Here is a 26,980-nt window from a genome sequence, read left to right on the forward strand (position 1 = left end):
AATCTCGTTGCAGTGCTTCAGCTGGTGGCTGAGGCGTTTGGAGGGACAAGCTCTAGGATTGACCTAAATCTGATCACCTCTATGGCGTTTGGGTTCTTTTCGACCATGAATCGTGTATACATCAAGACCTACGGCTGCCAGATGAACGAGCGAGACAGCGAGCAAGTCGCTTCGGACCTACGTCATCGCGGGTACAGCATCGTTGATACTGAACATGATGCAGATGTTGTGCTGCTGAATACGTGCAGCGTACGCGACCAGGCGGAGCAGAAAGCTATCGGCAAGGCGGGCTACCTCAAGAAGAGGAAAAGAGAGAACCCGAACTTCGTGATCGGGGTCATGGGCTGTATGGCGCAGAACCATGGTTCGACCTTGGTGGATCGACTGCCGGACCTAGATTTGGTTGTAGGGACGCAGAAATTTCATCGTGTTCCCGATCACTTGGACAACTTGATCCAAAGCTTGAATGGTCAAGGCCCGCGTCCGAGCTCGATCATTGACCTCGACGCTGAAGAAGGCTCGCAAAACACCATTCGCGACCATCTGGGCAAGAAGGGGCAAGTCAGCGCCTTCGTGTCCATCATGCAGGGTTGCAACATGAATTGCGCGTTCTGCATCGTACCGAAAACCCGTGGCCGCGAGCGGGCTCGCCCGATCGAGGAAATAGTGGACGAGGTGACTCGGGTGGCGGAAAGCGGGGTGAAGGAAGTTACTTTGCTCGGTCAAATCGTCACCAGCTACGGTCGTCGCGAGTTTCCAGTGGTGGGCGGCAAATCGCCGTTTGTGCAGCTCCTTGAGAAGATCCAGGATGTCAAGGGGATCGAACGGATCCGTTTCACGTCGCCGCACCCGCGAGGGTTCAAGCAGGATCTAGTGGAGGCCTACCGCGATCTCTCAAAGCTCTGCGAGTACATCCATCTGCCTTTGCAGTCAGGATGCGATAAGACACTGCGGGCGATGAATCGCCCTTATACCAAGGATCGTTATCGCGAAATCGTCGACTCGCTTCGGGAAATGGTGCCGAGCATGTATTTTTCGACGGATATCATCGTGGGATTCCCGGGAGAGACGGAAGCCGATTTCAATGAAACGGCTGCTTTCTTCGACGAGATTCGCTACGATATGGCATACATATTCAAGTACAGCATCCGCACCGGCACCCCTGCTGAAACGATGCCTGACCAGATTCCTCAGGAGGAGAAGGAGCGCCGCAACCAGGTGTTGCTCGACCTGTTGCACAAACATTCCCTCGCACGCAACGAAGGGCTGTTAGGCACCACGGAGCAGGTCCTTGTGGAAGGACCGGCCAAGAAGGGCGACAAGTATGTGGGTCACACACGAGGCTGGAGAAACGCGATTTTCGACGCGAATCCGCGTCTCGTTGGCCAACTCGTCGATTTGAAGATAGACCGTGCCACAGCTAGCACGGTCTATGGTGACTTGGTGCTTGCCGGGGTGGACGCCTAAACCTTTTCTCATCTCACTGTGGAACTTAGCCTCACCCAATCGTCCCTCTTTTTCGGGCTCTTGCTGCTTGCCGCCGGAGGCAGCCTCCTACTCAAGTACAGCTCGGCCTCGGCCATTGCCCGTAATTTTCCTCGATCCGAACAGGCGGGCAAGGCTCTCATGATCTTGGCCATGGTGTGGACAGGGTGGAAGGTGTGGCACCTCGGTTCAATGGACTATGGAGACTACAAGCAATACATCCTCATAGGGTTTGGAATACTGGGTGTCTTAAGCTTCAAGTATGCAGCGGATTTTCTCTCCGTTCGGGCGAGCTGCATCTTGTATTTGTTTTTTGCGGACATGCTAGTGGATAGCGCTTGGATGCGTTATGAAGAACCTCTGCGTCTCCTTATGGTAGTGCCGGTCTATGCTGGTATCGCTTTGTCGCTCTATTTGGCATATGCTCCGTACCGCTTACGCGATTTCTTCGGTTGGGCGTTTGGACAGGAGTCACGCGGAAAGACGCTGGCGATGGTATTGACGATCTACGGCGTAATTCTCTCCGGCGTAGCATTCACTTTTTAGGGCAATGGTTGCTCCCAAAGAAGACGTCTCACTCCTCCTTGTGCTCGCTGGTCCCGCTGGTAGCGGTAAGACGACGCTTTGCGAGCGAATGGTAGTGGAGCTCGATAATGTGGAGCGGGTGGTGACTTGCACCACGCGTCAGCCGCGGGAGGGCGAGAGGGATGGGGTCGATTATCACTTTCTCGACGACGGGCAATTCGATCGGGCAATCGAGACCGGTGCGTTCCTTGAATGGGCGAAAGTACATACCAACCGATACGGCGTATTGAAAAAATCTATACAGGACAAGCTCGGTCAGCATATTGATATTGTGATGAACGTCGATGTGCAAGGAGTGGCTAATATCAAGGCCGCAGCGGAAGGGGACGAGCTCTTGTCTAAGCGTTTGGTAACGGTCTTTATCTTGCCACCAGATTTGGAGGTCGTGCGTGAACGCCTGCGCGGGCGCGGTAAGGATGACGAAGCTGAGATAGAGCGCCGTATACAGACTGCGAAGGGGGAGGTGACCCTTTGGCCAGAGTTCGACTACGTCATCACGACCAAGACAAAGGACGAGGATTATGTTTCCTTGCTCGGAATCTGGAAGGCTGAGAAGTTGCGGTCCTTGCGCTTAGGATAGGTTGGGAGAGATTTATTTTCCCCACGAAGTGGGCCAAGAAGCACCGAGATTGATTGGTCTTTTTTGTCTTTCGAAGACAAAATTCTCCAACCTTCTCTGTCAATGAGTCACCGACCGGAGCTCTTCCGCGAATATCTTTTCGGTGATTTTCCAGAACTTTCCCTGTTTGCGGCCGATCACGAATGCGGGCATTCTGAGTTGTGGCTGCATTTGCACAATCTCGTCCACTGAGCTGATGTTGAGCGTCATCTCTGGACGCTTCAGGTGCGATCTCAGAAAGTTGACATTAAACTTCTTGAGGCTCGTTTGATTGTTCACGTAGTGCATCTCGGAAAGGTAACGGGCATCGTAATCGTAGTACCTGACCTGCAGGTAGGCATTCCCATTCTTGTCGAAACGTTCCAGCATTTCGATTGAGTCCGGCGTGAGCACATGTGCGCTTTTGGAAAGCTTAGCCTGCTTGAGTTTTGTGTCCGGATCGATAAGCACGCTGCCGCAGCTATGGCATTCTTGGGCGGAGATATCGTTTTGAGCCGAGCATTGTTCACAGACCTTGAAGCGAAAGCGATATCCACACGGGATGAACACGTAGGTATCTGGATTTTGAGTACCTCCGCGACACTTCCGGCCGAAGTGTTCGATGACGTTTCCATCGTCATCGACTCTGCCCCAGAAATCGTTTATGAATCCGCACTCAGGGCAGGGCACTTGCACGGCCACCGACTCAGGCACTGGTTTCCTCTCGCCTACCTCGGGGCTGAAGATGCTATGGCCCATTCCCGTGTAATCCAGGACGAGGCAATCCTTCTTGCCTGTATCCAAACGAAGGCCACGGCCGATAATTTGCTGGTACAAGCTGATGGACTCGGTGGGCCGCAGGATCGCGATAACATCGACGTGGGCTGCGTCGAAACCGGTAGTGAGAACGGATACGTTCACCAGGTACTTAAATGCTCTCTTCTTGAACGCTTCTATAATCTGGTCGCGTTCGCTATCGTCCGTATCGCCCAGGACGAGTCGGGCTTGCCCGTCGGGAAGACTCTCCATCACTTCCTGGGCATGCTTTACTGTGGAGCTGAATATCATCACGCCGCGCCGCTGGTAGCTTTCGGTGATGTCGACGATGTTTTTGATGATTAGAGGCGTAAGGCGTCTTTGTTGCTGCAGCGCTTCTTCGAGTTGGGCCATGGTGTAGGTTTTGCCTCCCTCCACAAGTTCGGAGAAGTCGTAGGACGTGACCGGAATGTCGACCTTGACGGGTGGCGTCAGGTATTCGTTCCGAATCATATATTGCAGGGGCAGTTCGTAAATGCAGTGCTTGAAGAAGCGAAGCTCCTGCGTTTTCACCTCTCCGCGGAGGGCGACGTTGTAGATCCAGCCTAGTCCGAGGCGGTACGGGGTGGCGGTTAGGCCGAGGATGCAAATGCGACTGTTGTTCAGCTTGAGCTGTTTGATTACTTTCGCGTACTGACTGTCCGGCTCGAGGCCCACGCGGTGGCACTCGTCGATCACAAGGAGGGTGAAGTCTTTAAAGAAGTCGGCGTTGGCGTTCGCGACCGATTGGATGCTGCCGAAGATAACCTTTCGCTTGCTGTCCTTTTGATTCAGGCCCGCTGAGTAGATCCCCGCCTGCAGGCCGTAGCTTTCGTATTTCAGGTGGTTTTGCTCCACCAGTTCCTTGACGTGAGCCAATACCAAGACGCGGCCCTTTGCGATTTTGGCCAGTTCCGCGATCACGAGGCTCTTGCCCGCTCCAGTCGGCAAAACGATCACTGCCGGCGTCCGCTTTTTCCTGAAGTGTTGGAGGGTGCTATCAACAGCTTCCTGCTGGTACGTCCTGAGTTTGTACATAAGCCGGGCAAGCTATTTTAAGACCTTACCCAAGTATAGGAAATTTAGGCTGTTTTCTGACGAGAGGAGCTCCCGGAGCGGGACTACGACCAAGGTCGCTCCTGACCAATTACAGAGGAAAGTTGAGCCTGATAGTTGTGCCTTGCTCTTGAATCGACACGCCTTTCCCCGCTTCTTGCGAAGCGATACTTATGGCTCCGCCACTCTTCTCCACATAGCGCTTTACGAGCGGCATGCCAAATCCGGTGCCGGCTTCGTTTGAGGTGCCAGCCCTTGACGTTTTTGCCGCGTCCCTGAAGACGTTTTTCAAAATTTCGGGAGGCATGCCGATACCGTAGTCGCGGACTTCGATCGTGCAAAACTGCTCAGTTGGGTCCTTTCGGCCGCTCATCTGGATCTGGCTGCCCTCGTGCGAGAACTTGATCGCGTTGGTAAGGAGATTGTTGAGAATGTTGTGCACGAGCACGACTCTCTTTATCTCGAGTTGAAGCCCATCCTCGCATTTCAGCTCCAAACGGATCTCTTTCTTCGCGAGCCTTTCACCGAGCGTGCTACGAGCTTCCTCGAAGGCTTCGCGCAAGTCTACGGTTTCGCTCCTGAATTGTTTGTTTGTTTTTACGAGCGAGTGTTCCTCGCGGACATGGGTGACGATGTCCAAGGCACTTTGGCAACAGCCGATTACGGTTTTAAGTGTGCTCTCGTCTACCGGTTTTCCGAGGCTGTGTTTCAGGTCGAGGAGGCTGTGGGCGGCGAAAATCGGATTGACAAGGTCGTGACAGAGGACGCGAAGGAGCGCTTTTTGTTCCGCTATCTGCGCGGTGTTTTCAATGCGCAGCCTGTGCATCTGAATATGTATCCGTACTCTGGTTACGAGTTCCTCTGGGTAGAATGGCTTTAATAGGAAATCAATACCGCCGGCTTTCAGAGCGGCGACGCGCTTAGTTGGATCCTTCTTAGAGGATAAAAAGAAAACAGGGATGTTTTTCGAGATAGGAGCATTCTTGAGGGACTCACATGCTGAGATTCCTACGTCGCTATCTTCGTTGTCCTCCAAAAGTACTAGGTCTGGCGTGGCTCGTGGGACGTTGCCAAGGAGGCTCGGTAGGTCGGAAAACAGCGTGACGTTGCAAGGCAGGTTCTGTTCGAGGCTGTATTTCGCAATGTTTCGAGTGGACGGACTGTCGTCAAGTATCGAAATATTGAATACTCCAGTTTTTTTCGGTGCTTCACTCATTTCTAACACTCTTTCAGACTTGCATATACTTCTTCGACATGAGCTTCAACCTCCGATACTTCCTTTATCAACTCGGGGGCGGACGTACGTAACTTGGCTTGGGCGGGGTGGGATCCAGCTTTGCAAAGGGCTCTCAGACGTGGTGGATCTATGAGGTGGTTGGCTAGTATGCGAGCGTAGTCTAGTATCGAAAGGAGAAGGTCGCCTTTTTGGGCGACTGAGTCGTTTTGGGTCTCGATACGGGTGCAAAGATCAGCTGGGAAATCCCAAAGGCCGAGGAGGAGTGCACCGGCTTTTTGGTTGGTGAAGCCGATCATCATCAACTCCCACTCCTTCTCGGGGATGAACCTATCCCAGAAAACTTCGATTTCGCGAGTGTGCAAGATCTCGTTAACGACGACGCGTCCGATACTGTGCAGCAGTCCGAAGAGGTAAGCTTGGTCGCTGTCGATCCCGAGATTCTTGGCCTGGCGTTCGAGGAATACAGCGGTGAAGTAACTGTATCGCCAATAGCTGTCGGCGGTAATTCCGTACGATTCCAGGTCTCTCATGAAGACCTGCTTGGAAAGGGCCATGCCAACGAGTTTGAGGGCTTGGTTGTAGCCGACCTTTTGAAGGGCGGTGGCGATGTTATCGCTCTTTTCGCCGAAACCGAATAGGGGGCTATTGCTGATTTGGACGATGGTGCCGGAAATTGCTCCGTCAGACTGGATGAGGCGCTCGGGCTCAGAAATATCGGTATCTAGGTTTCTAAGCACAGCGTCGAGTTTCGCGAGAACTGCCATGTTTCCGTGCAGGTCTCCGATGCTTTTGACGGTTTCTTCAAAACTGTTGTCCGTGGGTGAGGGGTCCATTGGGTCGTTAGCCTAGGGTATCGGCAGAATGCTACTTGATGCTTAGTAGCTTATCGGGATTTTTTGCCAATTGCCACTCAGCATGTCGAGCGAGCTCTTTGCTTGGCTTAGTGTTTGGAAGAAAAACTCTTGGCCGTATTTCAGATGTTGCTTCATTGAGAAGATAAGTATCCCTGCTGACATGCCAACTGGAGAGGGTTGAACTGTGGCTCTCGGTTAGGAGCGCTTCGAAGGAATAATTTGCTAGCTGTTAATTTCGGCAATCAGGCGAATTCTCGGGGCGTTTGCTCAGCAAGCGGAGTCCTGCACTGGTCGTCCCGCCATCCGCCGACACTCCAGAGGCGAATAGAATTTAAGAACCGAGTTGATCATGAGCGCCGAAGCCCTTACTTTTCCCAATTTATCTAGCGAACCGATGACCTCCTCCAACACTGCTCGAAAGTCCCTCACTGAGACCGAGCTCGTTCAGGCGGGCTATCGTTATGCGCTCTCGATTGCCCGTCATCACCAAGATGCGGAAGATTTGGTGCAGCAGGCGTGGCTCAAACTGATGCGAGCCTACGGCCGTGTCGAAGGCACCCCCGTTCTTTTTAGGACGATTAGAAACCTTTTTTATGACATCAAGCGCCGCGACAAAATCGTGCAGTTTGAACCGCTCGAAAAGTCGCCGGAACCCGGCAAGGGCGAATCGAACGGCGTCTCCCTAGACATGGAGCTCGTCCTCGGTAAGCTCCGTCCAGAGGAGCGGGAAGCAATCTATCTCAACGTGGTGGAGGGCTTCACGGCAACCGAAATATCAGAACAGACCGGTTCTCCGCGGGGAACCATTCTCAGTCACATCCACCGAGCCCGCCAAAAGTTAGCCAAGGCATTCGGAGGAGAGTTTCGTGACGCAAAGAAGAAGTAAGTTACTTCTCATTTACAAAAGATGACTACGAACGATCAACAGTTAGACCAGAAGATCCGCGAGTGTTTCATGGCGGAAAGCCTGACGGCAGCTTCAGTCCAAACCATACTCGCCCGCGGCCAGAAAGCTAAAGAGCTCCATGACAGAGCGTGGTGGCGGCCTTGGCTGCCGGTAGCAGCAGCGGCAGTTTTCGTGATGCTCGCCTCTTTCCAAATTGGAAAGAACTACGACGTGTCCAAATTTGCGACCAAGGTGGCAGGAGAAATCGCGATGCGCCACAATGGCGTGCGTCCGTTTGACGTTGAGGCTCACTCTTTCGACGAAGTACAAAATGGGTTGAAGGACCTGGCTTTTTCGGTGACTCCACAGGTTAAGCAGGGGCTTCTTTCTGCCTATGAAGTGGTGGGAGCTCGCTATTGCTTCCTCGAAGGACAGCAAGGTGTGCACATGCGGGTTCGGAATCGGACCACGGGCGTGCTTTGCAGCCTCTATATTGCTTCGCTCGACGGTTCGCTCAGAGAGCTGAAAGCTTCGGACCGCGAAGTGCATCTCGCGGCGAACGACGTGACGCTGTGGGAAGATAGCGACCGGCTCTTCGCTCTCGTTGAATGAGCCTACTGTCACCCAAGGCAATTTAAAATCGTGTGAAAGGGCGTTCTTAGTGTTAGGCTATGTCGCCTTTTTTTATGGTGCGCTTAATGGGTTTCCAGCAAGGTGTACTCATGTCCAAACTGCTCATAATCGACCCGCTGGACCTGTCCCTAAAGTCTGAGGACGGATCATCGCTGTGGAGCTCGCGCTCGTGTTTCGAAGCCTGCTTGCGGGATGTCGAAGGCTTGGTTTGCGAGTACACGACTGCCAAGGATGCGGAACTCTGCCGAAGGGCAATGAAGGCGGATGGCGTGATTCTTGGAGGCTCGGAAGCGTCTGCTTGGGTAGATACGGTTTTCAATGACCATCTGCTCGATCTGATCGCGATTTGTAAGAACAACCGAATCCCGCTCTTCGCGATTTGCTACGGAGCTCAGCTTTTGGGGCGTGCCCTGGGAGGGCATGTTTCCCGCCATCCCGAGGGGATGGAGCTGGGAGCGCCAGCCATCCGTATTTCAGAAAAAGGGAAGCAGCACTTCGTTTTCGAAGGAATCGGAGGTGGTTGCATCTGGTCTGTGGAAACCCACAACGACGCGGTTATGACCCTGCCGCCCAAATGCGAGCTTCTTGCCTCTACCGCTCATACTCCGGTCCAAGCGTTCTCCTACGACGGACTTTTGACAGGAGTCCAGTTTCACCCGGAGATGGACAGCGAAGATCTTCGCTACCTCTGGCAAGCCTTTGAAAAGAGTGGGTTCGTGGAAAACGTTCCCACCTCCTACCAGCAGCGCATCAATGCCTGCGAGTGCGAACGCCAGGGGCGGATGTTACAAAACTTCGCCAAGCGTGTCCGTTCCGCCAGTAGGCAAAAGAAAAGCGAGTCGAGCTTGAGCCTAAGGCGATCTTAGTAGCGACCGGCGCTTCATCCGTCCCACTCTATCTCGGCGCCCAGCTTGCGCAGGTTTTCTGCAAATTGCGGGTGGGCGCGGCGGATGGGATCCGCATTTTTAACGATGCTGCGTCCTTCGATGCTGGCGGCCGTCATGTACAAGGCGACGGCGGCTCGAATGATGTAGGGAGCCTCGACTTCGGCGGGGCGCATGGGGCGTTGGCCAAAGATTATTATTCGGTGCGGATCGCTCAAAACGGCGTGGGCACCGAACTTCACGAGCTCGGGAAGCCAAGCGAATCCGCCTTCGTAGACCTTGTTCCAAAAATGCATCACGCCCTCCGCTCTGGTAGCTAGAGCGACCATCGGCGGAAGCAAGTCGACGGGGAAGTATGGCCACGGGGCTGCTTCTATCTTTGGTAGCAAGTTAGAGGTGAAGGGCTGCTGAATTCGCAGGCTCTGCTTCGGGCCGCAAATGGCGGTGTCGCCTTCGTAGGTGATGTTGACCCCGAGTTTTGCGAAGCTTCGGTTGATGAGCTCAAAATGCTTGGGGACGGATTCGGAGATCCGAACGTCGCCGCCAGTGATCGCTCCCAAGGCTAGGAAAGTCGCTACTTCGTGGTGGTCGGATGAGATGGCCGCTTCCGTGCCGGTAAGGGATTCGACGCCTGTCACTGTCAAGACGCTGGTACCGATACCTTCAATTTGAGCGCCCATGCTCTGCAGGAATCGGCAAAGGTCTTGTACGTGCGGCTCGCTGGCGGCGTTGGTTAGGGTAGAAACGCCTGCGCCTGTCGCTGCAGCCATGACGAAAGTTTCCGTGGTGGTCACCGACATGTAGTCTGCCCAGTGCGAGGCGGCTTTGAAGTTGTCCTCGATGCTGAGTCGTAGTTCGCCAGTGTGGGCAACTTTGGCTCCGAGGCAGGTTAGAATTTCAAGATGAGGGTCGAGCTCGCGGATTCCTAGGGCGCAACCCTTGGGGTTGGAGTCGAGGAGGATTTCCTTAAAGCGTTGCAGGAGAGGGGCGAAGAGCAGGACCGCTGAGCGCATGCCCTGCGGCAACGTCTGCGGGTCGAAGTCTGAGCCAAGATCCGAGTGGTCCAGCTGCATCGTCTTGGCGTCGCGGTCCCAGTCGATTCGCGAACCCAATTCACGGAAGAAGCTGACCAGCTTTTCGATATCGGTGATAGCGGGCACATTGCTCAACACCACCGGCTCGTCCGTCAGGAGCGTAGCGCACAAAATCGGCAAGACCGCATTTTTATTGCCCGATGGGGTGATGGTTCCGGAGAGAGGTTTGCCGCCGTGTACGATGAGGTTTGCCATGTAGGATGATTCGCCTCGGAGCTTCGCGATCCGCCCAGCGCATTTCAACCGGAAAGCAGGGCCGAATGTGAATCAATCCGTTTTGCGTTGAAAAAATGGGTTTCGTTCGTTTGTTACATCGACCTCGAGCGTTGAGAGGCTTTCTCCAGCGACCCGAGGCACCAAGAATTCAGTATAAACTCAAATTAGGATCCTGATCCCTGTGACAGGCACCCGAACTATGAAAAACATACCTGACTTCCAGAAGTGGAAGGCGGACGGCAAGGCGATCACGATGGTGACCTGCTACGATGCCGCGACCGCGAAAATTGTTAGCGCGACGAGCGTTGATTCGATCCTTATTGGCGATTCTTGTGCCATGGTCGTACATGGATTCGACAGCACTGTTCACGCGACCGTCGAGATGATCGCCTCGCATACGGCTGCAGTGCGCCGTGGCGCGCCAGACAAAGTGATCGTTGCCGATCTTCCTTTTCTCTCCAACCGCAAGGGTATCGACCTAGCCATGGACGCCGTGGACCAGCTGATGAAAGCGGGCGCCAATGCGGTTAAGCTCGAGCGCCGCAAGGGCAACATCCAGCTCGTGGAGCACATTGTCGAAAGCGGCGTGCCCGTGATGGGGCATCTCGGTCTGACACCCCAATCGGTCAACGAATTCGGCGGATTCAAGATGCAGGGCAAAAGCGATGCCGCTGCCCGAGCATTGATCGAAGACGCCCAGATGCTTGAGCAAGCCGGTTGTTTCTCGATCGTTTTGGAGTGTATCCCGGGTGATGTCGCTGCGCAGGTGACCAACGCAATCGCTATACCTACTATCGGTATCGGCTGCGGTCCGGATGTTTCCGGCCAAGTTTTGGTCATCAATGATTTGCTTGGCATGGATGCCAGCTTCCAACCACGTTTCGCTCGCAAGTACGACACGCTCAGCGAGCGCATCGGCCACGCGGTCGATCGCTACTGCGCGGACGTGCGCGGAGCGGCGTTCCCTGCGGAGGGAGAGTACTCCTCCCGTATGGCGAAGCTCGGAAACTAGGGCCATGACGACTGTTTTGCAGACGGTAGAGGCCTACCGTTCCTGGCGTAGTGAAACTGTGGGTACCGCCTCGCTCGGTTTTATCCCAACCATGGGTGGGCTGCACGAGGGCCACCTTGAACTGGTGAAGCGCTCCCTGGTCGAGAATGATCACGTAGCGGTGAGCATTTTCCTCAACCGCACCCAGTTCAATAAGCAAGAAGACTACGACAAGTATCCGGCTGTATTCGAAGAGGACTTACGAGTGCTCGAGGAGCTCGGGGTTGATGCGGTATTCGCCCCATCCTACGATGACATGTATCCAGATGATTATCGCTACAAGATTAGCGAATCGCAACTGTCGACTGAGCTTGAGGGAGAACACCGCCCCGGCCACTTCGATGGAGTGTTGACGGTGGTGTTGAAACTTCTGATGGTGGGCAACGCCACACGCGCTTATTTCGGCGAAAAGGACTGGCAGCAACTGCAGTTGGTTAAAGGGCTAGTAGAGGCTTTTTTTCTGCCGGTTGAAATCGTTGCTTGCCCCACTATTCGAGAAGAGAGCGGACTGGCTATGAGTTCGCGAAATCGCCGCTTGTCTGCGGAAGGCTTGCAGCTAGCGGCACGTTTTAACCAAGTTTTGAATACGGCGGAAAGCGAGGAGGCTGCGATGGTTGCTTTGTCGGCTGCTGGGTTTGAACCCGAATACGTCGCTGATCGAGGAGATCGGCGGCTCGGGGCGGTCGTGCTCGAAGGGGTGCGCTTAATTGACAATGTAGAAAGAAAGGTGGCTCGATGAATCTTTGTATCGATGTCGGTAATACGCAAATGCATGGAGCTGTCTATGACGGTGATCGTCTGGTAACGCAGTTTCGCAAGGAAAGCTCTCACTCCTCTCGCGATGAGATCGGGCTCTTTTTGGTAGCCGTCTTGCGTGAGCATGGAGTCGACCCTTCACGGGTCGAGCGGATCGGGATCAGCTGCGTGGTGCCGGATGAAGTGCATTCGTTGCGAAATGCCTGCCGCATTTATTTCGCGCTGGAACCGCTCTTCTTGGAAGCGGGCGTGAAGACGCGTTTGAAGATCAAGACGCGCAATCCGCTGGAAGTAGGAGCAGACCGCATCGCCAACGCGATTGCGGTGACAGAGATGTATTCAGAAAGCAATGTCGTTGTTGTTGATTTTGGTACGGCGATCACTTTGGACGCGGTATCGGCCAATCGCGAATATCTCGGCGGGTCGATTTGCGCGGGTTTGGGCTTGGCCATGGAAGCCTTGGGTTCCAAAACGGCTAAGCTACCGTTCGTGGAGATAAATGCTCCAAAGCGGGCTGTGGGTCGCTCGACCACCGAGGCGATTCAAAGCGGCTTGTATTTTGGCTACCTTGGAATGATCCGGGGGTTGGTGGAGCGAATTCGCGATGAAGCATTTGGCGACGAGCCGACGCGTATCGTGGCGACCGGTGGGTTCTCCCAGCTCTATCGAGATGCGGGTTTGTTCGATGAAATCGTGCCCGACCTCGTGTTGCGCGGCGTGAATGCGATGCTGGCCTGGAATCCAGCCGAACCTGAAAAGGAAGAGGCGGAAGCCTGAAGATGAGGAATTTTTTGATATGAAGCGACACATGTTAAAGTCGAAGATCCACCGAGCTACGGTCACGGATGCGGATCTGAACTACGAAGGCTCGATCAGCATCGACCCCGTCTTGTGCAAGGCGGCCGATTTGGTGGAGTTCGAAAAGGTGGATGTCTATGACATCGACAATGGAAACCGCCTCACCACCTACGTGATTTGGGGCAAGCCTGGCGAAATTTGCCTCAATGGCGCGGCGGCTCGCTTGGTGCATCGCGGAGACAAAGTGATCATCTGTAGCTTCCAGGAAGTGGACGATGCGGATATCGACGCTTTTAAGCCGAAGCTGGTGATGGTAAACGCGGACAATTCCATCAAGCACGTCGGCGAGCCACCGATTCGTCGGCCTTAGGGGAGGGCAATCGCTAGATTCTCCGCGTAACGCGGGCTAATACTCCGCGCTACGCTTATCGGGTTGTCAGGATCGTTGGGCGAGGTTTTGCTGGCGAGATTATGGCGGATAACGCAGATGAAGTAGTTTTTGATTCGGTTGAAGATGCGATCGCTGACATCGCAGCGGGCAAGCCGGTGATCGTGACCGATGACGAGGATCGTGAGAACGAGGGCGATCTCGTTTTCGCCGCGTCGAAAGCGTCGGTGGAAAACGTGAATCTGATGATCCAGCACGCCCGCGGCCTGATTTGCGTACCTTGCACTCCGCACCATTTGCACCGCTTGGGAATTAGCCCCATGGTGCAGGAAAATCGCGAGTCGCATAAGACCGACTTCACCGTTTCTGTCGATGCGGCGGAGGGTATCACTACCGGGATCAGCGCTTACGATCGTTTTCACACCATCGAGTTGCTCGCCAATCCGGACACCCGTCCAGACGAGCTGGTGCAGCCGGGTCATGTATTTCCTTTGAAGGCGAAATCGGGCGGCGTGCTCGAACGAGCTGGCCACACCGAAGCCGCCGTGGATTTGGCGTCGCTCGCGGGCCAATTCCCGTGCGCGGTGATTTGCGAAATCCTCAACGACGACGGGACTATGGCTCGCACTCCGCAGCTCCACGAGTTCAAGAAACGTTTCGGCCTAAAGCTCATCTCGATCGCCTCCTTGATCGAATACCGCCACGAGCGGGAAAACCTGGTCGAGCTGGTGAGCGAGAAGCCTTACGCCAGCGAGCACGGCGATTTTACGATGAAGGTTTTCCGCAGCCTGCTCGACGGTCGCGAGCACGTGGCATTGGTGGCGGGCAAGATTGGCGAAGGGCCGACGCTCGTGCGGGTGCATGCGGAAAACGTGATAAAAGATATCTTTCATCCAAAGGGAAACCCGAGCGAGGACTCCATTGGCTTGGCGATGAAGCGCATCGCGGCGGAAGGCAGCGGGGCTATCGTTTACATTCGTCGCCCGGGCGGGGGATTGGTTAACTCCCCGGAGGACAAGACGATGAGCCTGCGCGAGTACGGGATTGGCGCCCAGATTCTGTCTGCGATCGGGCTGAAAAAGATCCGCTTGCTCTCCCAGACAAGCCGCAACGTGATCGCCCTCGACGGCTATGGCCTCGAGATCGTAGAAACGGTGGGTCTTTGAACGAGGGTGCGGTGAATCGGAGTTGGAATTCTGATTCGCCTTTTGCCTTTACAACAAGGGGTAGGGTCGCAAGTTGCCCTTCCTCTCACGTAGCTGTTCTTAATTTGTTCTTATCATGAGCCAACTATCGCCATCCGCGCTGAAAATAGACGGGTCCGACTTTCGGATCGGTGTCGTGGCAGCCCGATTCAACGAAGAATATGTCGCGGGCTTGCTCGATGGAGCGCTCGCCGCTCTCAAGCAGGCTGGGGTAGCCGAAGATGCAATTGTCGTGGAGCGCGTCCCGGGAGCTAACGAGCTGCCAGTGGCAGCCAAGTTCTTGGTCGACTCGGGTAGGTTCGATGCGGTGATAGCATTGGGCGTCGTCATCGCAGGAGGCACGCGCCACTACGAGATGGTGTCTGACTCGGCGAACCATGGGCTCCAGCAGGTGGCGGTTTCGACCGGTACGCCGGTAGTAGCGGGCTTGATTGTGGGAGAAAATGAGGAACAAGTGCGCGAACGCTGCATCGGATCGATCCCGAAGGGTTCAGAGTTTGGGCAATGCGCCCTCGAAATGGCGAAGCTGCGCCGCAACTATTTATAAAGACATGTCTGAGGGAAAAAAAACTCAACGCCGTCAGTGTCGCGTCGCCGCGATGCAGTACATTTACGCTTGGTCCATCAATCGTCCGACCGACCTTGCCAACGATCTCACGGTTTTCTTCGAAGGCCTCGAAGAGAAGCGCGACTACTACAATTTCGCTGAGGAGATGATCCACGGCATCATCGAATACTCCATGGAGATCGACGACCAGATTATGGGTCTGGCCAAAAACTGGGAATTCGAGCGCATAGCCAAGATCGACCTAGCGATCCTGCGCCTTGCGGCTTACGAGCTGCTCTACCGCAAAGACATCCCCCCAGTCGTGACGATCAATGAAGCGATCGACTTGAGTAAGGAATTTTCTACTGCGGAATCTCGCCGATTCGTAAACGGTATTTTGGACAAGCTTAAGGGCGGTCTTGATCGTCCTTCTCGCACGGCGAGTTGGGAGTAGCTAATTAGCGGGTACAATGCGTTTATAGAGGCTAGTTTCTATGCTTTCGATTTTTAAGAAATTCAAAGACGGTCTCGCCAAGTCGGCAAAGAACATTGCCGAAAAAACCGGCGGGATCTTTAGTCGCAAGAAACTCGACGCTTCTTCGATCGAAGAGCTTGAGGAAGCGCTTTTTGCTTCTGACTTCGGCTACGAGACGACGGAGGAAATAATCGAGGAAACGCAAAAGGCTTATAAGAAAGACAAAGACCTGCGGGGGAAAGACGTAGCCGGTATCGGCGCTTCGGTACTCAAGCGAGTGCTCGGTGGATCGGAAGGGCGTATCCAGTTTGTGGATGGTTCGCCGACTGTAATTTGTTTGATTGGTGTAAACGGCTCCGGCAAGACCACGACAACGGCCAAGCTAGGCTACCAGTACAAGCAGGACGGTCGCAACCCGATGGTCGCCGCTTGCGATACTTTCCGCGCTGCAGCGATCGAGCAACTGAAGGAGTGGTCTTCTCGCCTCGGTCTCGACATTATTGCGGGCCAGCACGGAGCGGATTCAGCAGCGGTTGCCTTCGACGCCTATCAAGCTGCTAAAGCTCGCGGACATGATACCTTGATCATCGATACGGCAGGGCGCTTGCATACGAAGAGTAATTTGATGGACGAGTTGTCGAAGATTCGCCGGGTACTGCAGAAGCATGACGAGGCGGCACCGCACTATAGTCTACTCGTGGTGGACGGTAGCCTCGGTTCGAACTCGATCGAGCAAGCTCGTGTATTCAACGAAAAGTTTGGCCTCGATGGCCTGGTAGTCACTAAGCTCGATGGCACGAGCCGCGGCGGTGCTTTGGTCGGCATCTATCGCGAGCTCAAGCTCCCGATCTTCTTCCTCGGCTTCGGAGAAAAGCCAGAGGACCTTCAGGAGTATCGAGTCGACAACTACGTCGATGCGATCTTCGGAACGGAAGAGGACGAATGATAGAACTCCCGCTACTCCGCTAGCATCTTCTCCGCCCAGCGGATAAAGTGCTTCATGTTGGATTGGGACTCGTGGCCACCGTCGTGCTGGCGCCAGGCGAGTTCGCCGTCTAGCAGGTCGGTGTTGGCGGGTGGCATCTGGGATTCGCGATAGTCTGCGGTTTCGCTGATACCGTCTGCTCCGAGTAGCTCGAAGGCTGGACTTGCCGCTACGGTCGCCATGTAACTGCCCTGCTGGTCGAGCCAGAGCGCGTCTCCGTTTTCGGGGATACCGTAGCTGATGAAAGTGGGTCGTGGGGCGCAGAGTGCGATGAGCTGATGCGAGTCGACGGGTAGGTCGTTGGGCGTCATGCTGCCAAAACTTGATTCCGAGGTTGCGTACTTCAAGTAGTTGCCGGCGAACCAATGGTAAGCTCCAGAACTGGTCAGGTTTTCGGTGGATTCGCCGAAATCGCGGCGGTGCAGGGCGACTCCACCTGCACCCGAGGAGGCGATCAGTCCCATGGCGAAACGTTGGTCGAATGCGTGAGTCACGAGGGCAGCCTTGCCGTAGCGCGATACGCCTTCGATGCCGACTTGCTTGGAGTTCACTTCGGGGAGGGTCTCAAGGTAGTCGAGGCAGCGGGAGGCACCCCAAGCCCAAGCTCGTAGGACGCCCCAGTCGTCGGGCTTGCGAGCTTGGCCCTTGTTGGCGAGGCCGATGATGCCGCGGGTGAGTCCCGCCCCGTTGTCGGCTTGGTATGAGGTGGGCTCTAGGTAGACAAAGCCCCAACCGGCAGCAATCAATTGGGTGAAAGAGGGTGGGTCTTGGTTGAAGCGAGGAGTGGTGCCATCGAGGGCGAAAGGGGCGCTAGGATCTTCGGGCAGTTCTAAGGGTTTCCAGCCGATCATGATGAGGACTGGAGCCGGCTGGCCGGTTTCTTTGGGCAGCACGAGCGTGGCGCGGATTGCGACTTCAATTTCTGGATACGAGGAATTGTCGGCCTCACCCGAGAGTTTTTGTACCGTCGCGGGGATGCCGCCGACGGTAATGTCTGAGTAGTTCGTTTCTACAGACCAAGTAACTTTAGGCGTGTCTTGCGGAACACGCCCGTAAACCTCCGATTCGAAGTCAGCGATAATCTCCGGTCTACGGATGGTGTGCCACGCTTTAGCTGTCTTCACGGGTTTGCCATCTTCCGTCATCAGCAGTTCAGGAAGATCTGGGTAGGGATTCGCTTTAGCTTCGTCGTAGTTGGCGGCGTTTTCCTCGCCCGCTTTGGCCCAACCGTTTTTGCCGGGGCGGAGGGAGGTGATGCCCAGCTGGTCCATCATGTCTTGGCGATCTTGCTCGGCGGTCCGCTCGAGGGGAGCTAGAGAAGGGGCGTCGGCAGTAAGCGCAACGGGAAGGATGGAAGTAAGAACGAGGACGATGCAAAGGGGGTAAGGCTTTTTCATACTAGGATTAAGTTTCTAGGTTAGCGAAGGTTAGCTGGCAAACGTGCCTTTGCTACACGTTGCCCTAGCGATAGAATGGGCGAGGTCACAAATTCGTGTCATGTGCTTTCACCTTGCTTCGGTTGGGGGGCTGCATTGCATGGTGAGCGTGTCTGTAGAAATTGGCTCAAAGGATTCTGAAGTGAATTCCCGCAAGTGGTGGGGTCCGGTTTTGGCTGTGTTCAACCGGTTGGAGAATTGGTCGATCGCCATCGCTCTGGGCGCAATGATGCTTCTGCCGCTTTTCGAAATCGTGATGCGTCAGTTTGATTCTGGGATCTCGGGTAATTCCTCCATCCAGCAACACCTCGTGCTTTTCGTGGCAATGGTCGGTGGCGTGATCGCGGCCCGCGAGGCGCGTCTTCTGTCGCTTTCCACTTTCACTGCGTATTTAAAATCTGGGTATGTAGCGGCTGCGAAGAATATCAGCCACACCGTGGCTGCGTTTGTTTCGGCCTCTTTGTTCGCGGGAAGTTGGGCATATATCTTCGGCGAGTTTGCGGACCGTGAGGGCGAGCTGTTTCCGGGCTTTCCGCTTTGGTGGGCGAAGCTGGTTCTGCCCTTCGGCTTCTTAATTCTCACGCTGCGCTTGATCTGGCAGGCAGGCGACCGGTGGTGGTTGCGGTTGATTCCAGTCGTAGCGGGTGCGGGATTGTTCTATTTTGGCTTCTACGAGTTCGAGGAAGTAGAGGGGTTCGTGTGGCCTCTGTTGACGGTGGTGCTAATTGCTACGGTTCTAGGGGCTCCGATATTCGTAACCCTAGCTGGCGCGGCCTTGGTCCTGTTTTGGGGTTGGGGAGGCTATTATCCGGATGAGGTCGGTCCAATTCTAGCTCTGAATTTGTATGACCTTGTGAAGAGTCCGATGCTGGTAACCCTGCCGCTGTTTACGTTGGCTGGATACCTGTTGGCTCAGGGCGAGTCTTCGCAGCGTTTGATCCGGCTAATCAATGCGGTGTTCGGGCGGGTGCGTGGCGGCCCAGCTATCGTGACGGTGCTGGTGTGCACGTTTTTCACGGTCTTTACGGGAGCGAGCGGCGTAACGATTTTGGCTCTGGGCGGTTTGCTCATGCCGGTGCTTTTAGCGGCGGGATATGGCGACCGTCGCAGTATTGGATTGCTCACAGGAGCTGGGTCTTTGGGTGTTCTGTTTCCGCCGTGTCTGCCACTGATATTGTATAGTGTCGTGGCGTCTTCGGCTCGGGTCAGCATATCGTTGGAGGAGATTTTTCTGGGTGGCTTACTCCCCGGGACCTTGTTGCTTGTATTGACAATTGGATACGGAGTGATGCGGCAACCCAAGCATGTTGCTTCGCCTGACGATGCTCCGTTCAACTTTCGCGTTTGGGTTAAGGAATTCGGACGTGCGGCTTGGGGTGCTACCGGTGAGATGTTGCTGCCAGTGGTCGCACTATTTGCCTTGTTTAGCGGATACGCAACTCCGGTGGAAGCTGCAGCGGTATCGGCATTCTATGCGATGATCCTTTATGTCGTCGACGCGAAGCTGGTGCGCAAGGTCTCGATGCTTAAGGAACTGCCGGGCGTGATGGCGGAGTGCGGCCTGTTGGTGGGCGGCGTGCTTTTGATTCTCGGGGTTGCGATGGGCTTCACCAATTATCTGGTGACGGAGATGATACCGGACCAGTTGGTCACTTGGGCGACGGAGAACATCGAATCGCCGCTGGTTTTCCTCCTGTTGTTGAACCTCTTCCTGATCGTGGTCGGCTGCTTGATGGATATCTTCTCGGCGATCATCGTGATCGTACCCTTGATTGTTCCGCTGGGGGCAGCGTTCGGGATCGATCCGGTTCACCTGGGTATCATCTTCTTGGCGAATCTGCAGCTTGGATACATCACGCCCCCGATCGGCATGAACCTATTCCTGGCCAGCTACCGCTTCGAGAAGCCAATGAGCATGGTGATCCGGGCGGCTCTGCCGATGTTAGTGGTATTCGTTATTGGCGTGTTGCTGATCACCTATTGGCCAGCTTTGACGACTTGGTTGCCGGGGCTGGTTCTTGGACGGTAGGTTGGAGATCAAGAAATATTTTTTGTTTCCTTGAGCGAACGAGGGTGCGTGTTCGCAATCGACTGCCTGTAGACGTGCGAAATCGCTTGGCCGTAATTTCCCGTACCGTAAGCGGATTTGTGGGCCGTGTCGTTTTTTGCGAGTTCTTCGGCGAGCTGCTCGGAGGGTTCCGGTGCCGCGCAGCAACCGGTTCGCGACGAAGGAGATGGTGTCCTAGGTGTTGGCAGCTTCATTAAAAAGTGGATACAAAGGAAGGTGAACAGGCGAGGGACCGCGACGCTGAGTTGGCTTAGGCGAGCTGCTCGCGGAGAGGGAGTGGTCGGGCATGCGGCTAGGACCAGGGTTGGGAGGCGAGGCGGATGGCGTCGTTGTTGCGCTGGAAGTACTCGAGTTTCCACTGGGACTCGAAGAGGAGGGCAAGGTTGTCCCAGTCGTCGCGGGCGAGGGCGATGCCGGAGAGGAAGAGGGAGCGCAGGGAGGCTTTGGAGTGGTCGGGGTGGACCCAGCGGGCGACGCTCCAGGGTGCGGTTTCGACGCGGCATTCGACGTCGTACTCGTTTTGAAGGCGGTAGCGGGCGACGTCGAACTGAAGGGACCCGATGGAGCCGAGCAGGGGGGCGTTGGAAAGGGCGTCGAGGGGATGGAAGCGTTGGGCGACTTTCTCTTGCAGGAGCTGGTCGATGCCGGCGCGAAAGCGTTTGAAGCTGCGGGTGTCGGAGTTGCGGAAGTAGGCGAAGGCTTCGGGGGCGAAGCGTGGGATGGGGTCGTAGCGGATGGCGGGGTCTTCGGTGATAGTGTCGCCGATGTCGAGGTCGCTTTGGCCGGTGATGCCGAGGATGTCGCCGGGCCAGGCTTCTTCTTGGGTTTCGCGGTCGCGGCCGAAGAGCTTGTGGGCGAAGGAGAGGCGCACGGGTTTGCCGGTTTGGGCGTGGATGGCACGGAGCTCGCGGCGAAACTGGCCGGAGCAGACGCGCAGGAAGGCGAGCCGGTCGCGGTGGTTGGGGTCCATGTTGGCCTGGATCTTGAAGACGGTGGCGGAGAAGGCAGGGTGGAGGGGGTCGATCTGGCGGTCTCCGGCTTTGCGTGGCTGGGGCGGGGGAGCGTGGCGGAGAAAGCCTTCGAGGAGGAGCTGGATGCCGAAGTTGTTGACGGCGCTGCCGAAGTAGACGGGGGTGAGCTTGCCGGTAGCGATGGCAGCTTCGTCGAGCGGGTGGCCGGCGAGGTCGAGTAGGCCGATGGCGTCGTGGATCTGGCTGGCGAGGGATTCGGGCAGTTCGGGGCTGCGGTCACCGGAGGTGATTTGTACGGGTGCTTTGTAGCGCCCGCCGGTATTTTTATCGAAGCGGTGGAGGCTTTGGGTGTAGCGGTCGTAGAGGCCTTGGAAGGCAGGGCCGGAGCCGATGGGCCAGTTGGCGCAGTAGGTTTGCAGGGAGAGGGTTTCTTCGATCTCGTCGAGGATGGCGAGCGGGTCTTTGCCGGGGCGATCGCACTTGTTGACGAAGGTGACGATGGGGATGTGGCGGGAGCGGCAGACTTCGAAGAGCTTGAGGGTTTGGGTTTCGATGCCTTTGGCGAGGTCGAGCACCATGATGGCGGCGTCGACGGCGGTGAGGACGCGGTAGGTGTCTTCGGAAAAGTCACGGTGGCCAGGCGTATCGACGATGTTGATACAGTGGTCCGCGTACTCGAACTGCATGGCGGTGGAAGAGACGGAGATCCCGCGCTGCTTTTCTAGCTCGAGCCAGTCTGAGGTGGTTTCGCTTTGGTGTTTGCGGTCGCGCACGGAGCCGGCCTGGTCTTTGGCGCCGCCGTAGAGGAGGAGCTTTTCGGTAAGGGTGGTTTTGCCTGCGTCCGGGTGGGAGATTATGGCGAAGGTGCGTCGGCGGCGGGTTTGGTGTTCGAGCTGGGTCATGAGGGACGATGTGAGAGGACTGAAGTTGGCCGGTTTAGTCTGGCGAGACGTGAAGCGGGGAATTTGGAGAGGTCTTGAGGCAAGCCCGCTTCACAGATCTTGTTTACTCCCAAGTCGCGAGCAAGCTCCTCCCTTACCCCTTCGCGCCGGTGGCGGTGATGCCTTGGATGAAGGTCTTTTGGGTGAAGAAAAATAGCACGATCAAGGGGAGAATGATGAGCGTCGAGGCAGCCATGAGGTAGTGCCATTCGGTGCCGCCTTGGCGCGATTGGAAGGCTTGGAGACCGAGGGCTAGCGTGTAGTTTTCTTGGTCGTTGATGAAGATGAAGGGGGCGAAAAAGTCGTTCCAGCTGTGCATGAAGGTGAAGAGAGCGATCACGAGCAGGGCGGATTTGCTAAGCGGCAGGATGATTTGCCAGAAGATGCGGAGTTCGCTGCAGCCGTCGATACGAGCGGCTTCTGTAATGGATTTTGGGATACCGAGGAAGAATTGGCGGAGAAGAAAGATGTTGAAGGCGTTGCCGAGGAAGAAGGGCACGTAGAGGGTCTTGAAGGTGCCGATCCAGTCGAGCTCGCGAAAGAGCGTATAGGTCGGTACCATGATGACGGGGAAGGGGATCATCATGGTGGCGATGCACAGGTAGAAGACCTTGTCGCGTCCGGGCCAGTCGATGCGGGAAAAGCCGTAAGCCGCTAGGGAGCTTGAGAGTACGGAGCCGATAACGGAGAGTAGGGCGACGTAAAGGGTGTTACCTGCGTAGCGCCAAAAGTTGCCCATGGAGTCGATGGCCTGGGTGAAGTTTTCCCATTTCCACTCTGAGGGTATCCACACAGGTGGCAGGGCCATCGTTTCCTCGAGTGGCTTGAAGGCGGTGGATATCATCCACGCGAATGGCGCCGCGAACTGGATGGCGAAGAGGACCAGCAGGGTGTAGAGGAGGATCTTGCCGAAGAGGTTGAGTTGGTGAGTGGGCACTGGACTGGGATTTTTTTAGCCCACGAAGGGGCACGAAGGTGATTGGGTGGCTTCGTCTATTTTCCGGCGTAGTAGACGCGGCGTTCAGATAGTTTCATGAGGGTGATGGTCAGTGAGACGACCAGAAGGAAGAAGATGAGGGCCATGGCGCAGGCGTAACCCATCTCCCAATCTTGGAAGGCTTTTAGGTAGATGTAGGTGGCAGCGAAAAGCATGGAACCGCCGGGTCCGCCGGGGGGCTCGTTGACGCCGTCCATCATGACGAAGGGGACGGCGAAGACTTGGAATGCAGCGATGAAGCCCATGATCATATTAAAGAGAATGTAGGGTGATACCATGGGTAGGGTGACGTGGCGGAGCTTCGACCAGAAACCGGCTCCATCGAGTTCGGCGGCTTCGTAGAGTTCGACCGGAGCCTCTTGCAAACCGGCGAGGAAGATGACCATGGCGTGTCCGAGTCCCCAAACACTAGCGACCACGAGTCCGAGCTTGGTAAAGGCGGGATCTTCGAGCCAGGCTGGAGTGTCGAAAGTGGTGCCGAGCACGGCGTTGGCGAAGTCGGCGAAGGGGCCGATGGCTTGATTGACAAGGCCAACCTCACCGTTGAGTAGCCAGCGCCAGATGACGCCGAGGCAAACCATGGGAACGAGAGAAGGAAGGAAGAATGCGGTGCGGAAAAAGCTTTTTCCGAGAACGTTGAAGTTAAGCAGAACCGCGAGGAAGCAGGCGAGTGCGGTATTTAGTGGGACAGAGATAGCTGCGAAAAAGACGGTGTTGAAGACGGCCTTCATGAAGTTGGTATCGTTGGCCAACTCGGCATAGTTCTCGGCGCCGATGGGTACGGGCGGTGCGAGCACTGAGTAGTCCATGAACGAGAAGTACAAGGTCGCAAGCAGTGGATAGAGGGCGAAGGCGAGAAACCCGAGAATCCAAGGGCTGATGAAGAGCAGTCCTTTAGCTGTATTGAGTTTGTCGGTACGAGTCATGAGATTGAAATTCTATATCGTCCACGAAGTGCGATGGGGTTCTCTATTCAGTGGCCTAGTTGTTCTTCGACGGCAAATTGTAGATTTTTGTTTCGTCGATCTGTTCTTGCCAGAGGTCTTGGTAGCTCTCTTCGACGCGGGACCAGCGGAGTTGCTTTTTGTCGAGGGCTTTTTGTTGTCGGGACTGAATTTTGTCGAGGCCTTCATCGGGAGTGACGAGGCCGTAGAGAAGGGAGTTGGCGGCTTCGTTGGTATCGGTGAAATAGTTTTGATACTGGGCGAGTTGAGGGCGAGCCTTAGCGAAACCGGAGTTGGCGATCTCCAAGAAGACGTCGAGGTAGGGGTGGTCATGCTTGTCGTAGAAATCTGGGGACATTTCTTTAAGGGAGGTCATCTTGCCGTGGGCAAGGGCAAGCTTTTCGAGTCCACCGTCTTCAATGAGGTAGCGCATGAAGGTGAATGCTTCTTGGACATGGTCGGCACCTTTGGGGATGACGGCGAGGTCGGCATCGGCAATTGCGAAGTAGGGGATGTCAGCTTTCTCTGAAGCGGGGAAGGGAGCGACGCCGTACTCGAAGTCGTCGGGGGCGAATGTCTCGATGAATCGATTCATCCAAATGCCTTGCAGGACCATGGCGACCTTACCGTCAAAGAAGGGGTTTTGCGGTGAGGAGAAGCGTCCGAAGCCGGAGCGGAGTTTTATGAGCTCGTCTTTGCCGAAGCGTTGGTGGTACGAGGCGAGCCATTGGGCTGCGTCTTGCCAGCCTTCGTCTTGGAAGAGCATGCGGTCTTCGCCGTCGTACGATCCCATACCAAACCAGTTGGACCACTCAGGACGCCACCACCCCGGCTCGAGCGGGAAGTGCCCGATGCGGGCAATGGATCCGTCGTCTCGTTTTTGCGTAATGAGATCGTTGATACGCTCCAGTTCTTCCAGTGTTTCTGGGGGACGATCATAGCCGACTTCGCGGAAGATCTTTTTATTATAGTGGAGTGTGGTGACGGAGCAAGTGAGTGGGATGGCCCAGGTACGGCCGCGGTAGGTGGCGGTTTCCCAAAAGGTTTTGACGAATTGTTCCGGGGTGATGCCGGCGGCTTCGCTTAGCCCGTCGAGAGGAGTGAGGGCGTTGTTCTCGGCGTAAGGAGCGATGAACTGGTTGTTCATGATGGCGATGTCGGGAGGATTGCCTCCTGCGGTGGCCAACATGATCTTGGTTTGCGGGTCGGTGATGTTGAGAGTGCGGACGTATATTTTGTCTTGGGCGGAGTTGAAGTCTTCGACTACGGAGTCGATGCCAGCTCGTTCGGTTCCGGCCCAGCTTGTCCAGAGGGTGACGATGGTGCGTCCATCTTCTGTGAGGCCGTCTGGGGAGCGGCTACAGCTGGCAAGGAAAAGAAGGGAAGATGCGCCTAGGAACGCAAGGAATGGATACTTGAAAAGGCAGGGCACTTCCTAAGATGAAGTGGCTGGAGAGGGGGTAAAGTCAAGCGCTCTACAGGTCGAGCCGAGTGTGCTCGCGCGGGGTGTTGCCTAAGTTTGGCTCTCTGTTTTAGCAATGCCGTCTTCGAGGACTCTTGAAGGCGTGGTAGGCGGGGCGCTTGTGCAGGGGGCCGTCTTCGTACACGTCCATCAGACCGAAACCCTTGGCGACGAGCTGCCACCAATAAACGCGTTCGGCGAGGTCTGTTTCCATCGCGACGCGGTAGTAATCGGTAAGGAACTTGGCTGCGTCTTCTTCGCTGACGCAGTCGCGTTCGCAGGTGGGGGAGAAAGGGCCTTGGTTTTTGAGCGGCCAATTGACCTCGATGATCCTGAAGCGGCGTTCGGCTTTGTTGGCGAGGCGGACGCAGACGGCGAAATGGAAGATCTTTTGGCGAAGATTGAAGAAGAGCATCTGTCGGCCGGACGGGGAGCCGCGTCAGTCGATGTAGAGGGCGCAGCCGACGGCGTCCCAGCGGATCGGGTAGCCGTGTTCAAGGGCACGGACCAGGGCCATGGTTTCGAAGTCTAGGATACCGGGGCCGCGATGCGAGAAACTTGAACCATGTATCGAGTGCTGGGCAGAGCCCGAACTCAGGAAGGTGGAGTAAGGAACCGGATAAGGTCTCGCTGGCCCAGTCGATGATAAGCGCGGCGCGAGAATTTGCCGGCGTAAGGGTATCAGTTGATCGAATGGGAGCGTCGCGAGCGAGCTTCAAAATCGGCTAGCGAAACATCAGAACAGGTACATGGCAGTCGCGCACGAGAGCTGCGGTGGTGCTGCCGATGAGGAGGCGCTTGTATTTCGAGTGGCCGTAGGCACCCATGACGAGCAGATCTGAGCTGCTGTTCTCCACTTCTTCGGCAATGGCTTTGGCGGGACTACCCTCTTTGAGCGCTACATTGACCTCAAAGCCGGCGTTTTTGAGGCTTTCGCCTGCTTTTTGGGCCTGAGCGTGATCCTTGGCGTTGCCGACGGTGATGACGTTAGCTTTCAGGCCTTTGAGCAAAGGGCTGTTAAGGGCGTATTCGAGGGCTTTCTGGGAGGCTGGGCCACCGTCGTAGGCGAGAGCGAAAGAGTTGATGGGTTTGAAATCACGGGAGGCGACGAGAACGGGGCGGTGGGCCACACGGAGGGTGCGCTCGATGTTGGTGCCGAGGTGTTTCATCTCGATGGACGCGTTCTTGCCGCGTTTGCCGATGACGATGAGTTCCGCTTCCTCGTGGAGGTCTTCGAGCACGTCGACGAAAAGGCCGTGACGCTGTTCGGTGGCAACATATTCAATTCCAGCTGCGTTGAGGCGCTCGGTGGCGTCGGCGAGAATGGCTTCGCCTTTCTTTTGGGAGAGTTGGGCGCGCTGGCGGTCGAAGGCGACCATTTCGTCGAGGAGGGAGTCGCGAGCGTCGAATCCGAGGGAACCGGAGAGGTCGGCCCGGGCGGCGGTTTCGCGATGTGGGTTGAGGGTGTGGATAAGCTGGAGGGAGGCTTGCAGACGTCCTGCGGCCCAAGCGCTGTGGTCGTAGACGCTGGGGGCGTAGCGAGAGCCGTCGGTGAAGGTGAGTATCTTTTTCATAACGGAAGGATGGGATAGGTGGCGGTGTGGTAGGGGGATAAGGGAAATCGAATCCTAAA

The 26,980-nt window shown here is 55.8% G+C and carries 27 protein-coding genes; 15 read left to right on the forward strand and 12 right to left on the reverse strand.

What is annotated here, in order from left to right; translation table 11 throughout:
- Positions 1-105 precede the first annotated feature (105 nt).
- From miaB to gmk, 3 genes are read left to right on the forward strand one after another with little or no spacing between them, the layout of a single operon-like run.
- Entirely contained in the window at positions 106-1,467 is a 1,362-nt protein-coding gene (miaB, locus tag QEH53_RS05030) for a tRNA (N6-isopentenyl adenosine(37)-C2)-methylthiotransferase MiaB (protein ID WP_309022048.1), read from the forward strand.
- Between the two features lie 18 nt (positions 1,468-1,485).
- On the forward strand, positions 1,486-2,031 hold the full coding sequence (locus tag QEH53_RS05035) for a hypothetical protein (protein ID WP_309022049.1): 546 nt from the start codon (positions 1,486-1,488) through the stop codon (positions 2,029-2,031).
- A gap of 4 nt (positions 2,032-2,035) precedes the next feature.
- Complete coding sequence (gene gmk / locus QEH53_RS05040) at positions 2,036-2,650, forward strand: guanylate kinase (protein WP_309022050.1); 615 nt, start codon at positions 2,036-2,038, stop codon at positions 2,648-2,650.
- A 99-nt stretch (positions 2,651-2,749) separates the two neighbouring features.
- Here gmk and QEH53_RS05045 read toward each other — a convergent pair whose 3' ends face one another.
- The 3 genes from QEH53_RS05045 to QEH53_RS05055 form a co-directional block, all read right to left on the reverse strand.
- The gene (locus QEH53_RS05045; protein ID WP_309022051.1) at positions 2,750-4,501 is read right to left on the reverse strand and encodes a DEAD/DEAH box helicase; all 1,752 of its coding nucleotides are present in this window, start codon (positions 4,499-4,501) and stop codon (positions 2,750-2,752) included.
- A 109-nt stretch (positions 4,502-4,610) separates the two neighbouring features.
- On the reverse strand, positions 4,611-5,735 hold the full coding sequence (locus QEH53_RS05050) for an ATP-binding protein (RefSeq protein WP_309022052.1): 1,125 nt from the start codon (positions 5,733-5,735) through the stop codon (positions 4,611-4,613).
- A gap of 2 nt (positions 5,736-5,737) precedes the next feature.
- Positions 5,738-6,589, reverse strand: a complete 852-nt coding sequence (locus tag QEH53_RS05055) for an HDOD domain-containing protein (protein ID WP_309022053.1) — start codon at positions 6,587-6,589, stop codon at positions 5,738-5,740.
- Between the two features lie 415 nt (positions 6,590-7,004).
- Between QEH53_RS05055 and QEH53_RS05060 the strand changes: the two genes are divergently transcribed.
- The 3 genes from QEH53_RS05060 (at position 7,005) to QEH53_RS05070 (ending at position 8,995) form a co-directional block, all read left to right on the forward strand.
- Positions 7,005-7,496, forward strand: a complete 492-nt coding sequence (locus QEH53_RS05060; protein WP_309022054.1) for an RNA polymerase sigma factor — start codon at positions 7,005-7,007, stop codon at positions 7,494-7,496.
- Between the two features lie 21 nt (positions 7,497-7,517).
- On the forward strand, positions 7,518-8,108 hold the full coding sequence (locus tag QEH53_RS05065) for a hypothetical protein (protein ID WP_309022055.1): 591 nt from the start codon (positions 7,518-7,520) through the stop codon (positions 8,106-8,108).
- 110 nt (positions 8,109-8,218) lie between these two features.
- Complete coding sequence (locus QEH53_RS05070) at positions 8,219-8,995, forward strand: type 1 glutamine amidotransferase (protein WP_309022056.1); 777 nt, start codon at positions 8,219-8,221, stop codon at positions 8,993-8,995.
- Between the two features lie 14 nt (positions 8,996-9,009).
- Here the strand turns inward: QEH53_RS05070 and QEH53_RS05075 are convergent, their stop codons facing one another.
- Positions 9,010-10,302, reverse strand: coding sequence for a UDP-N-acetylglucosamine 1-carboxyvinyltransferase (locus QEH53_RS05075; RefSeq protein ID WP_309022057.1), 1,293 nt, complete (start codon positions 10,300-10,302; stop codon positions 9,010-9,012).
- Positions 10,303-10,522: 220 nt separating this feature from the next.
- Here QEH53_RS05075 and panB point away from each other — a divergent pair, with 220 nt between their 5' ends.
- The 8 genes from panB (at position 10,523) to ftsY (ending at position 16,489) form a co-directional block, all read left to right on the forward strand.
- Positions 10,523-11,335, forward strand: coding sequence for a 3-methyl-2-oxobutanoate hydroxymethyltransferase (panB, locus tag QEH53_RS05080; protein WP_309022058.1), 813 nt, complete (start codon positions 10,523-10,525; stop codon positions 11,333-11,335).
- Between the two features lie 4 nt (positions 11,336-11,339).
- On the forward strand, positions 11,340-12,113 hold the full coding sequence (gene panC, locus QEH53_RS05085; protein WP_309022059.1) for a pantoate--beta-alanine ligase: 774 nt from the start codon (positions 11,340-11,342) through the stop codon (positions 12,111-12,113).
- The gene (locus QEH53_RS05090) at positions 12,110-12,907 is read left to right on the forward strand and encodes a type III pantothenate kinase (RefSeq protein WP_309022060.1); all 798 of its coding nucleotides are present in this window, start codon (positions 12,110-12,112) and stop codon (positions 12,905-12,907) included. Before panC ends, QEH53_RS05090 begins: the two co-directional genes overlap by 4 nt.
- A gap of 19 nt (positions 12,908-12,926) precedes the next feature.
- Entirely contained in the window at positions 12,927-13,298 is a 372-nt protein-coding gene (panD, locus tag QEH53_RS05095) for an aspartate 1-decarboxylase (RefSeq protein WP_191615397.1), read from the forward strand.
- 101 nt (positions 13,299-13,399) lie between these two features.
- Positions 13,400-14,482 (forward strand): 3,4-dihydroxy-2-butanone-4-phosphate synthase, encoded by a 1,083-nt coding sequence (ribB, locus tag QEH53_RS05100; protein ID WP_309022061.1) that lies wholly within the window; start codon positions 13,400-13,402, stop codon positions 14,480-14,482.
- Positions 14,483-14,597: 115 nt separating this feature from the next.
- Positions 14,598-15,068 (forward strand): 6,7-dimethyl-8-ribityllumazine synthase, encoded by a 471-nt coding sequence (gene ribH, locus QEH53_RS05105; RefSeq protein WP_309022062.1) that lies wholly within the window; start codon positions 14,598-14,600, stop codon positions 15,066-15,068.
- Between the two features lie 4 nt (positions 15,069-15,072).
- The gene (gene nusB, locus QEH53_RS05110) at positions 15,073-15,522 is read left to right on the forward strand and encodes a transcription antitermination factor NusB (protein WP_309022064.1); all 450 of its coding nucleotides are present in this window, start codon (positions 15,073-15,075) and stop codon (positions 15,520-15,522) included.
- A 40-nt stretch (positions 15,523-15,562) separates the two neighbouring features.
- Positions 15,563-16,489 carry a signal recognition particle-docking protein FtsY gene (ftsY, locus tag QEH53_RS05115; protein WP_309022065.1) on the forward strand — a complete coding sequence of 309 codons (927 nt, stop codon included), beginning with the start codon at positions 15,563-15,565 and terminating at the stop codon, positions 16,487-16,489.
- An 11-nt stretch (positions 16,490-16,500) separates the two neighbouring features.
- Here the strand turns inward: ftsY and QEH53_RS05120 are convergent, their stop codons facing one another.
- On the reverse strand, positions 16,501-17,925 hold the full coding sequence (locus QEH53_RS05120; RefSeq protein WP_309022066.1) for a hypothetical protein: 1,425 nt from the start codon (positions 17,923-17,925) through the stop codon (positions 16,501-16,503).
- Between the two features lie 181 nt (positions 17,926-18,106).
- Between QEH53_RS05120 and QEH53_RS05125 the strand changes: the two genes are divergently transcribed.
- A complete protein-coding gene (locus QEH53_RS05125; protein WP_309022067.1) occupies positions 18,107-19,993 on the forward strand; it encodes a TRAP transporter large permease subunit in 1,887 nt (628 codons plus the stop codon).
- An 8-nt stretch (positions 19,994-20,001) separates the two neighbouring features.
- Here the strand turns inward: QEH53_RS05125 and QEH53_RS05130 are convergent, their stop codons facing one another.
- The 7 genes from QEH53_RS05130 to QEH53_RS05160 form a co-directional block, all read right to left on the reverse strand.
- Positions 20,002-20,226 carry a hypothetical protein gene (locus tag QEH53_RS05130; RefSeq protein WP_309022068.1) on the reverse strand — a complete coding sequence of 75 codons (225 nt, stop codon included), beginning with the start codon at positions 20,224-20,226 and terminating at the stop codon, positions 20,002-20,004.
- Between the two features lie 98 nt (positions 20,227-20,324).
- A complete protein-coding gene (locus QEH53_RS05135; RefSeq protein WP_309022069.1) occupies positions 20,325-21,905 on the reverse strand; it encodes a peptide chain release factor 3 in 1,581 nt (526 codons plus the stop codon).
- A gap of 133 nt (positions 21,906-22,038) precedes the next feature.
- A complete protein-coding gene (locus QEH53_RS05140) occupies positions 22,039-22,881 on the reverse strand; it encodes a carbohydrate ABC transporter permease (protein ID WP_309022070.1) in 843 nt (280 codons plus the stop codon).
- A gap of 56 nt (positions 22,882-22,937) precedes the next feature.
- Positions 22,938-23,867: a sugar ABC transporter permease gene (locus tag QEH53_RS05145; protein WP_309022071.1), complete on the reverse strand. Its 930-nt coding sequence runs from the start codon at positions 23,865-23,867 to the stop codon at positions 22,938-22,940.
- 55 nt (positions 23,868-23,922) lie between these two features.
- Positions 23,923-25,317 (reverse strand): ABC transporter substrate-binding protein, encoded by a 1,395-nt coding sequence (locus QEH53_RS05150; RefSeq protein WP_309022072.1) that lies wholly within the window; start codon positions 25,315-25,317, stop codon positions 23,923-23,925.
- A 100-nt stretch (positions 25,318-25,417) separates the two neighbouring features.
- Positions 25,418-25,762: a hypothetical protein gene (locus QEH53_RS05155; protein WP_309022073.1), complete on the reverse strand. Its 345-nt coding sequence runs from the start codon at positions 25,760-25,762 to the stop codon at positions 25,418-25,420.
- Between the two features lie 310 nt (positions 25,763-26,072).
- Positions 26,073-26,921 (reverse strand): universal stress protein, encoded by an 849-nt coding sequence (locus tag QEH53_RS05160; protein ID WP_309022074.1) that lies wholly within the window; start codon positions 26,919-26,921, stop codon positions 26,073-26,075.
- Between the last annotated feature and the right edge of the window lie 59 nt (positions 26,922-26,980).

It is taken from the genome of Pelagicoccus sp. SDUM812002 (genome assembly GCF_031127835.1).
Classification (GTDB): Bacteria; Verrucomicrobiota; Verrucomicrobiia; order Opitutales; family Opitutaceae; genus Pelagicoccus.

What these genes read in the sequence shown, in the direction of transcription:
- miaB (WP_309022048.1), top strand. Translation starts at nt 106, where the DNA reads ATGAATCGTGTATACATCAAGACCTACGGCTGCCAGATGAACGAGCGA.
- gmk (WP_309022050.1), top strand. Translation starts at nt 2,036, where the DNA reads ATGGTTGCTCCCAAAGAAGACGTCTCACTCCTCCTTGTGCTCGCTGGT.
- QEH53_RS05045 (WP_309022051.1), bottom strand. Translation starts at nt 4,501, where the DNA reads ATGTACAAACTCAGGACGTACCAGCAGGAAGCTGTTGATAGCACCCTC.
- QEH53_RS05050 (WP_309022052.1), bottom strand. Translation starts at nt 5,735, where the DNA reads ATGAGTGAAGCACCGAAAAAAACTGGAGTATTCAATATTTCGATACTT.
- QEH53_RS05055 (WP_309022053.1), bottom strand. Translation starts at nt 6,589, where the DNA reads ATGGACCCCTCACCCACGGACAACAGTTTTGAAGAAACCGTCAAAAGC.
- QEH53_RS05060 (WP_309022054.1), top strand. Translation starts at nt 7,005, where the DNA reads ATGACCTCCTCCAACACTGCTCGAAAGTCCCTCACTGAGACCGAGCTC.
- QEH53_RS05065 (WP_309022055.1), top strand. Translation starts at nt 7,518, where the DNA reads ATGACTACGAACGATCAACAGTTAGACCAGAAGATCCGCGAGTGTTTC.
- QEH53_RS05070 (WP_309022056.1), top strand. Translation starts at nt 8,219, where the DNA reads ATGTCCAAACTGCTCATAATCGACCCGCTGGACCTGTCCCTAAAGTCT.
- QEH53_RS05075 (WP_309022057.1), bottom strand. Translation starts at nt 10,302, where the DNA reads ATGGCAAACCTCATCGTACACGGCGGCAAACCTCTCTCCGGAACCATC.
- panB (WP_309022058.1), top strand. Translation starts at nt 10,523, where the DNA reads ATGAAAAACATACCTGACTTCCAGAAGTGGAAGGCGGACGGCAAGGCG.
- panC (WP_309022059.1), top strand. Translation starts at nt 11,340, where the DNA reads ATGACGACTGTTTTGCAGACGGTAGAGGCCTACCGTTCCTGGCGTAGT.
- QEH53_RS05090 (WP_309022060.1), top strand. Translation starts at nt 12,110, where the DNA reads ATGAATCTTTGTATCGATGTCGGTAATACGCAAATGCATGGAGCTGTC.
- panD (WP_191615397.1), top strand. Translation starts at nt 12,927, where the DNA reads ATGAAGCGACACATGTTAAAGTCGAAGATCCACCGAGCTACGGTCACG.
- ribB (WP_309022061.1), top strand. Translation starts at nt 13,400, where the DNA reads ATGGCGGATAACGCAGATGAAGTAGTTTTTGATTCGGTTGAAGATGCG.
- ribH (WP_309022062.1), top strand. Translation starts at nt 14,598, where the DNA reads ATGAGCCAACTATCGCCATCCGCGCTGAAAATAGACGGGTCCGACTTT.
- nusB (WP_309022064.1), top strand. Translation starts at nt 15,073, where the DNA reads ATGTCTGAGGGAAAAAAAACTCAACGCCGTCAGTGTCGCGTCGCCGCG.
- ftsY (WP_309022065.1), top strand. Translation starts at nt 15,563, where the DNA reads ATGCTTTCGATTTTTAAGAAATTCAAAGACGGTCTCGCCAAGTCGGCA.
- QEH53_RS05120 (WP_309022066.1), bottom strand. Translation starts at nt 17,925, where the DNA reads ATGAAAAAGCCTTACCCCCTTTGCATCGTCCTCGTTCTTACTTCCATC.
- QEH53_RS05130 (WP_309022068.1), bottom strand. Translation starts at nt 20,226, where the DNA reads ATGAAGCTGCCAACACCTAGGACACCATCTCCTTCGTCGCGAACCGGT.
- QEH53_RS05135 (WP_309022069.1), bottom strand. Translation starts at nt 21,905, where the DNA reads ATGACCCAGCTCGAACACCAAACCCGCCGCCGACGCACCTTCGCCATA.
- QEH53_RS05145 (WP_309022071.1), bottom strand. Translation starts at nt 23,867, where the DNA reads ATGACTCGTACCGACAAACTCAATACAGCTAAAGGACTGCTCTTCATC.
- QEH53_RS05155 (WP_309022073.1), bottom strand. Translation starts at nt 25,762, where the DNA reads ATGCTCTTCTTCAATCTTCGCCAAAAGATCTTCCATTTCGCCGTCTGC.
- QEH53_RS05160 (WP_309022074.1), bottom strand. Translation starts at nt 26,921, where the DNA reads ATGAAAAAGATACTCACCTTCACCGACGGCTCTCGCTACGCCCCCAGC.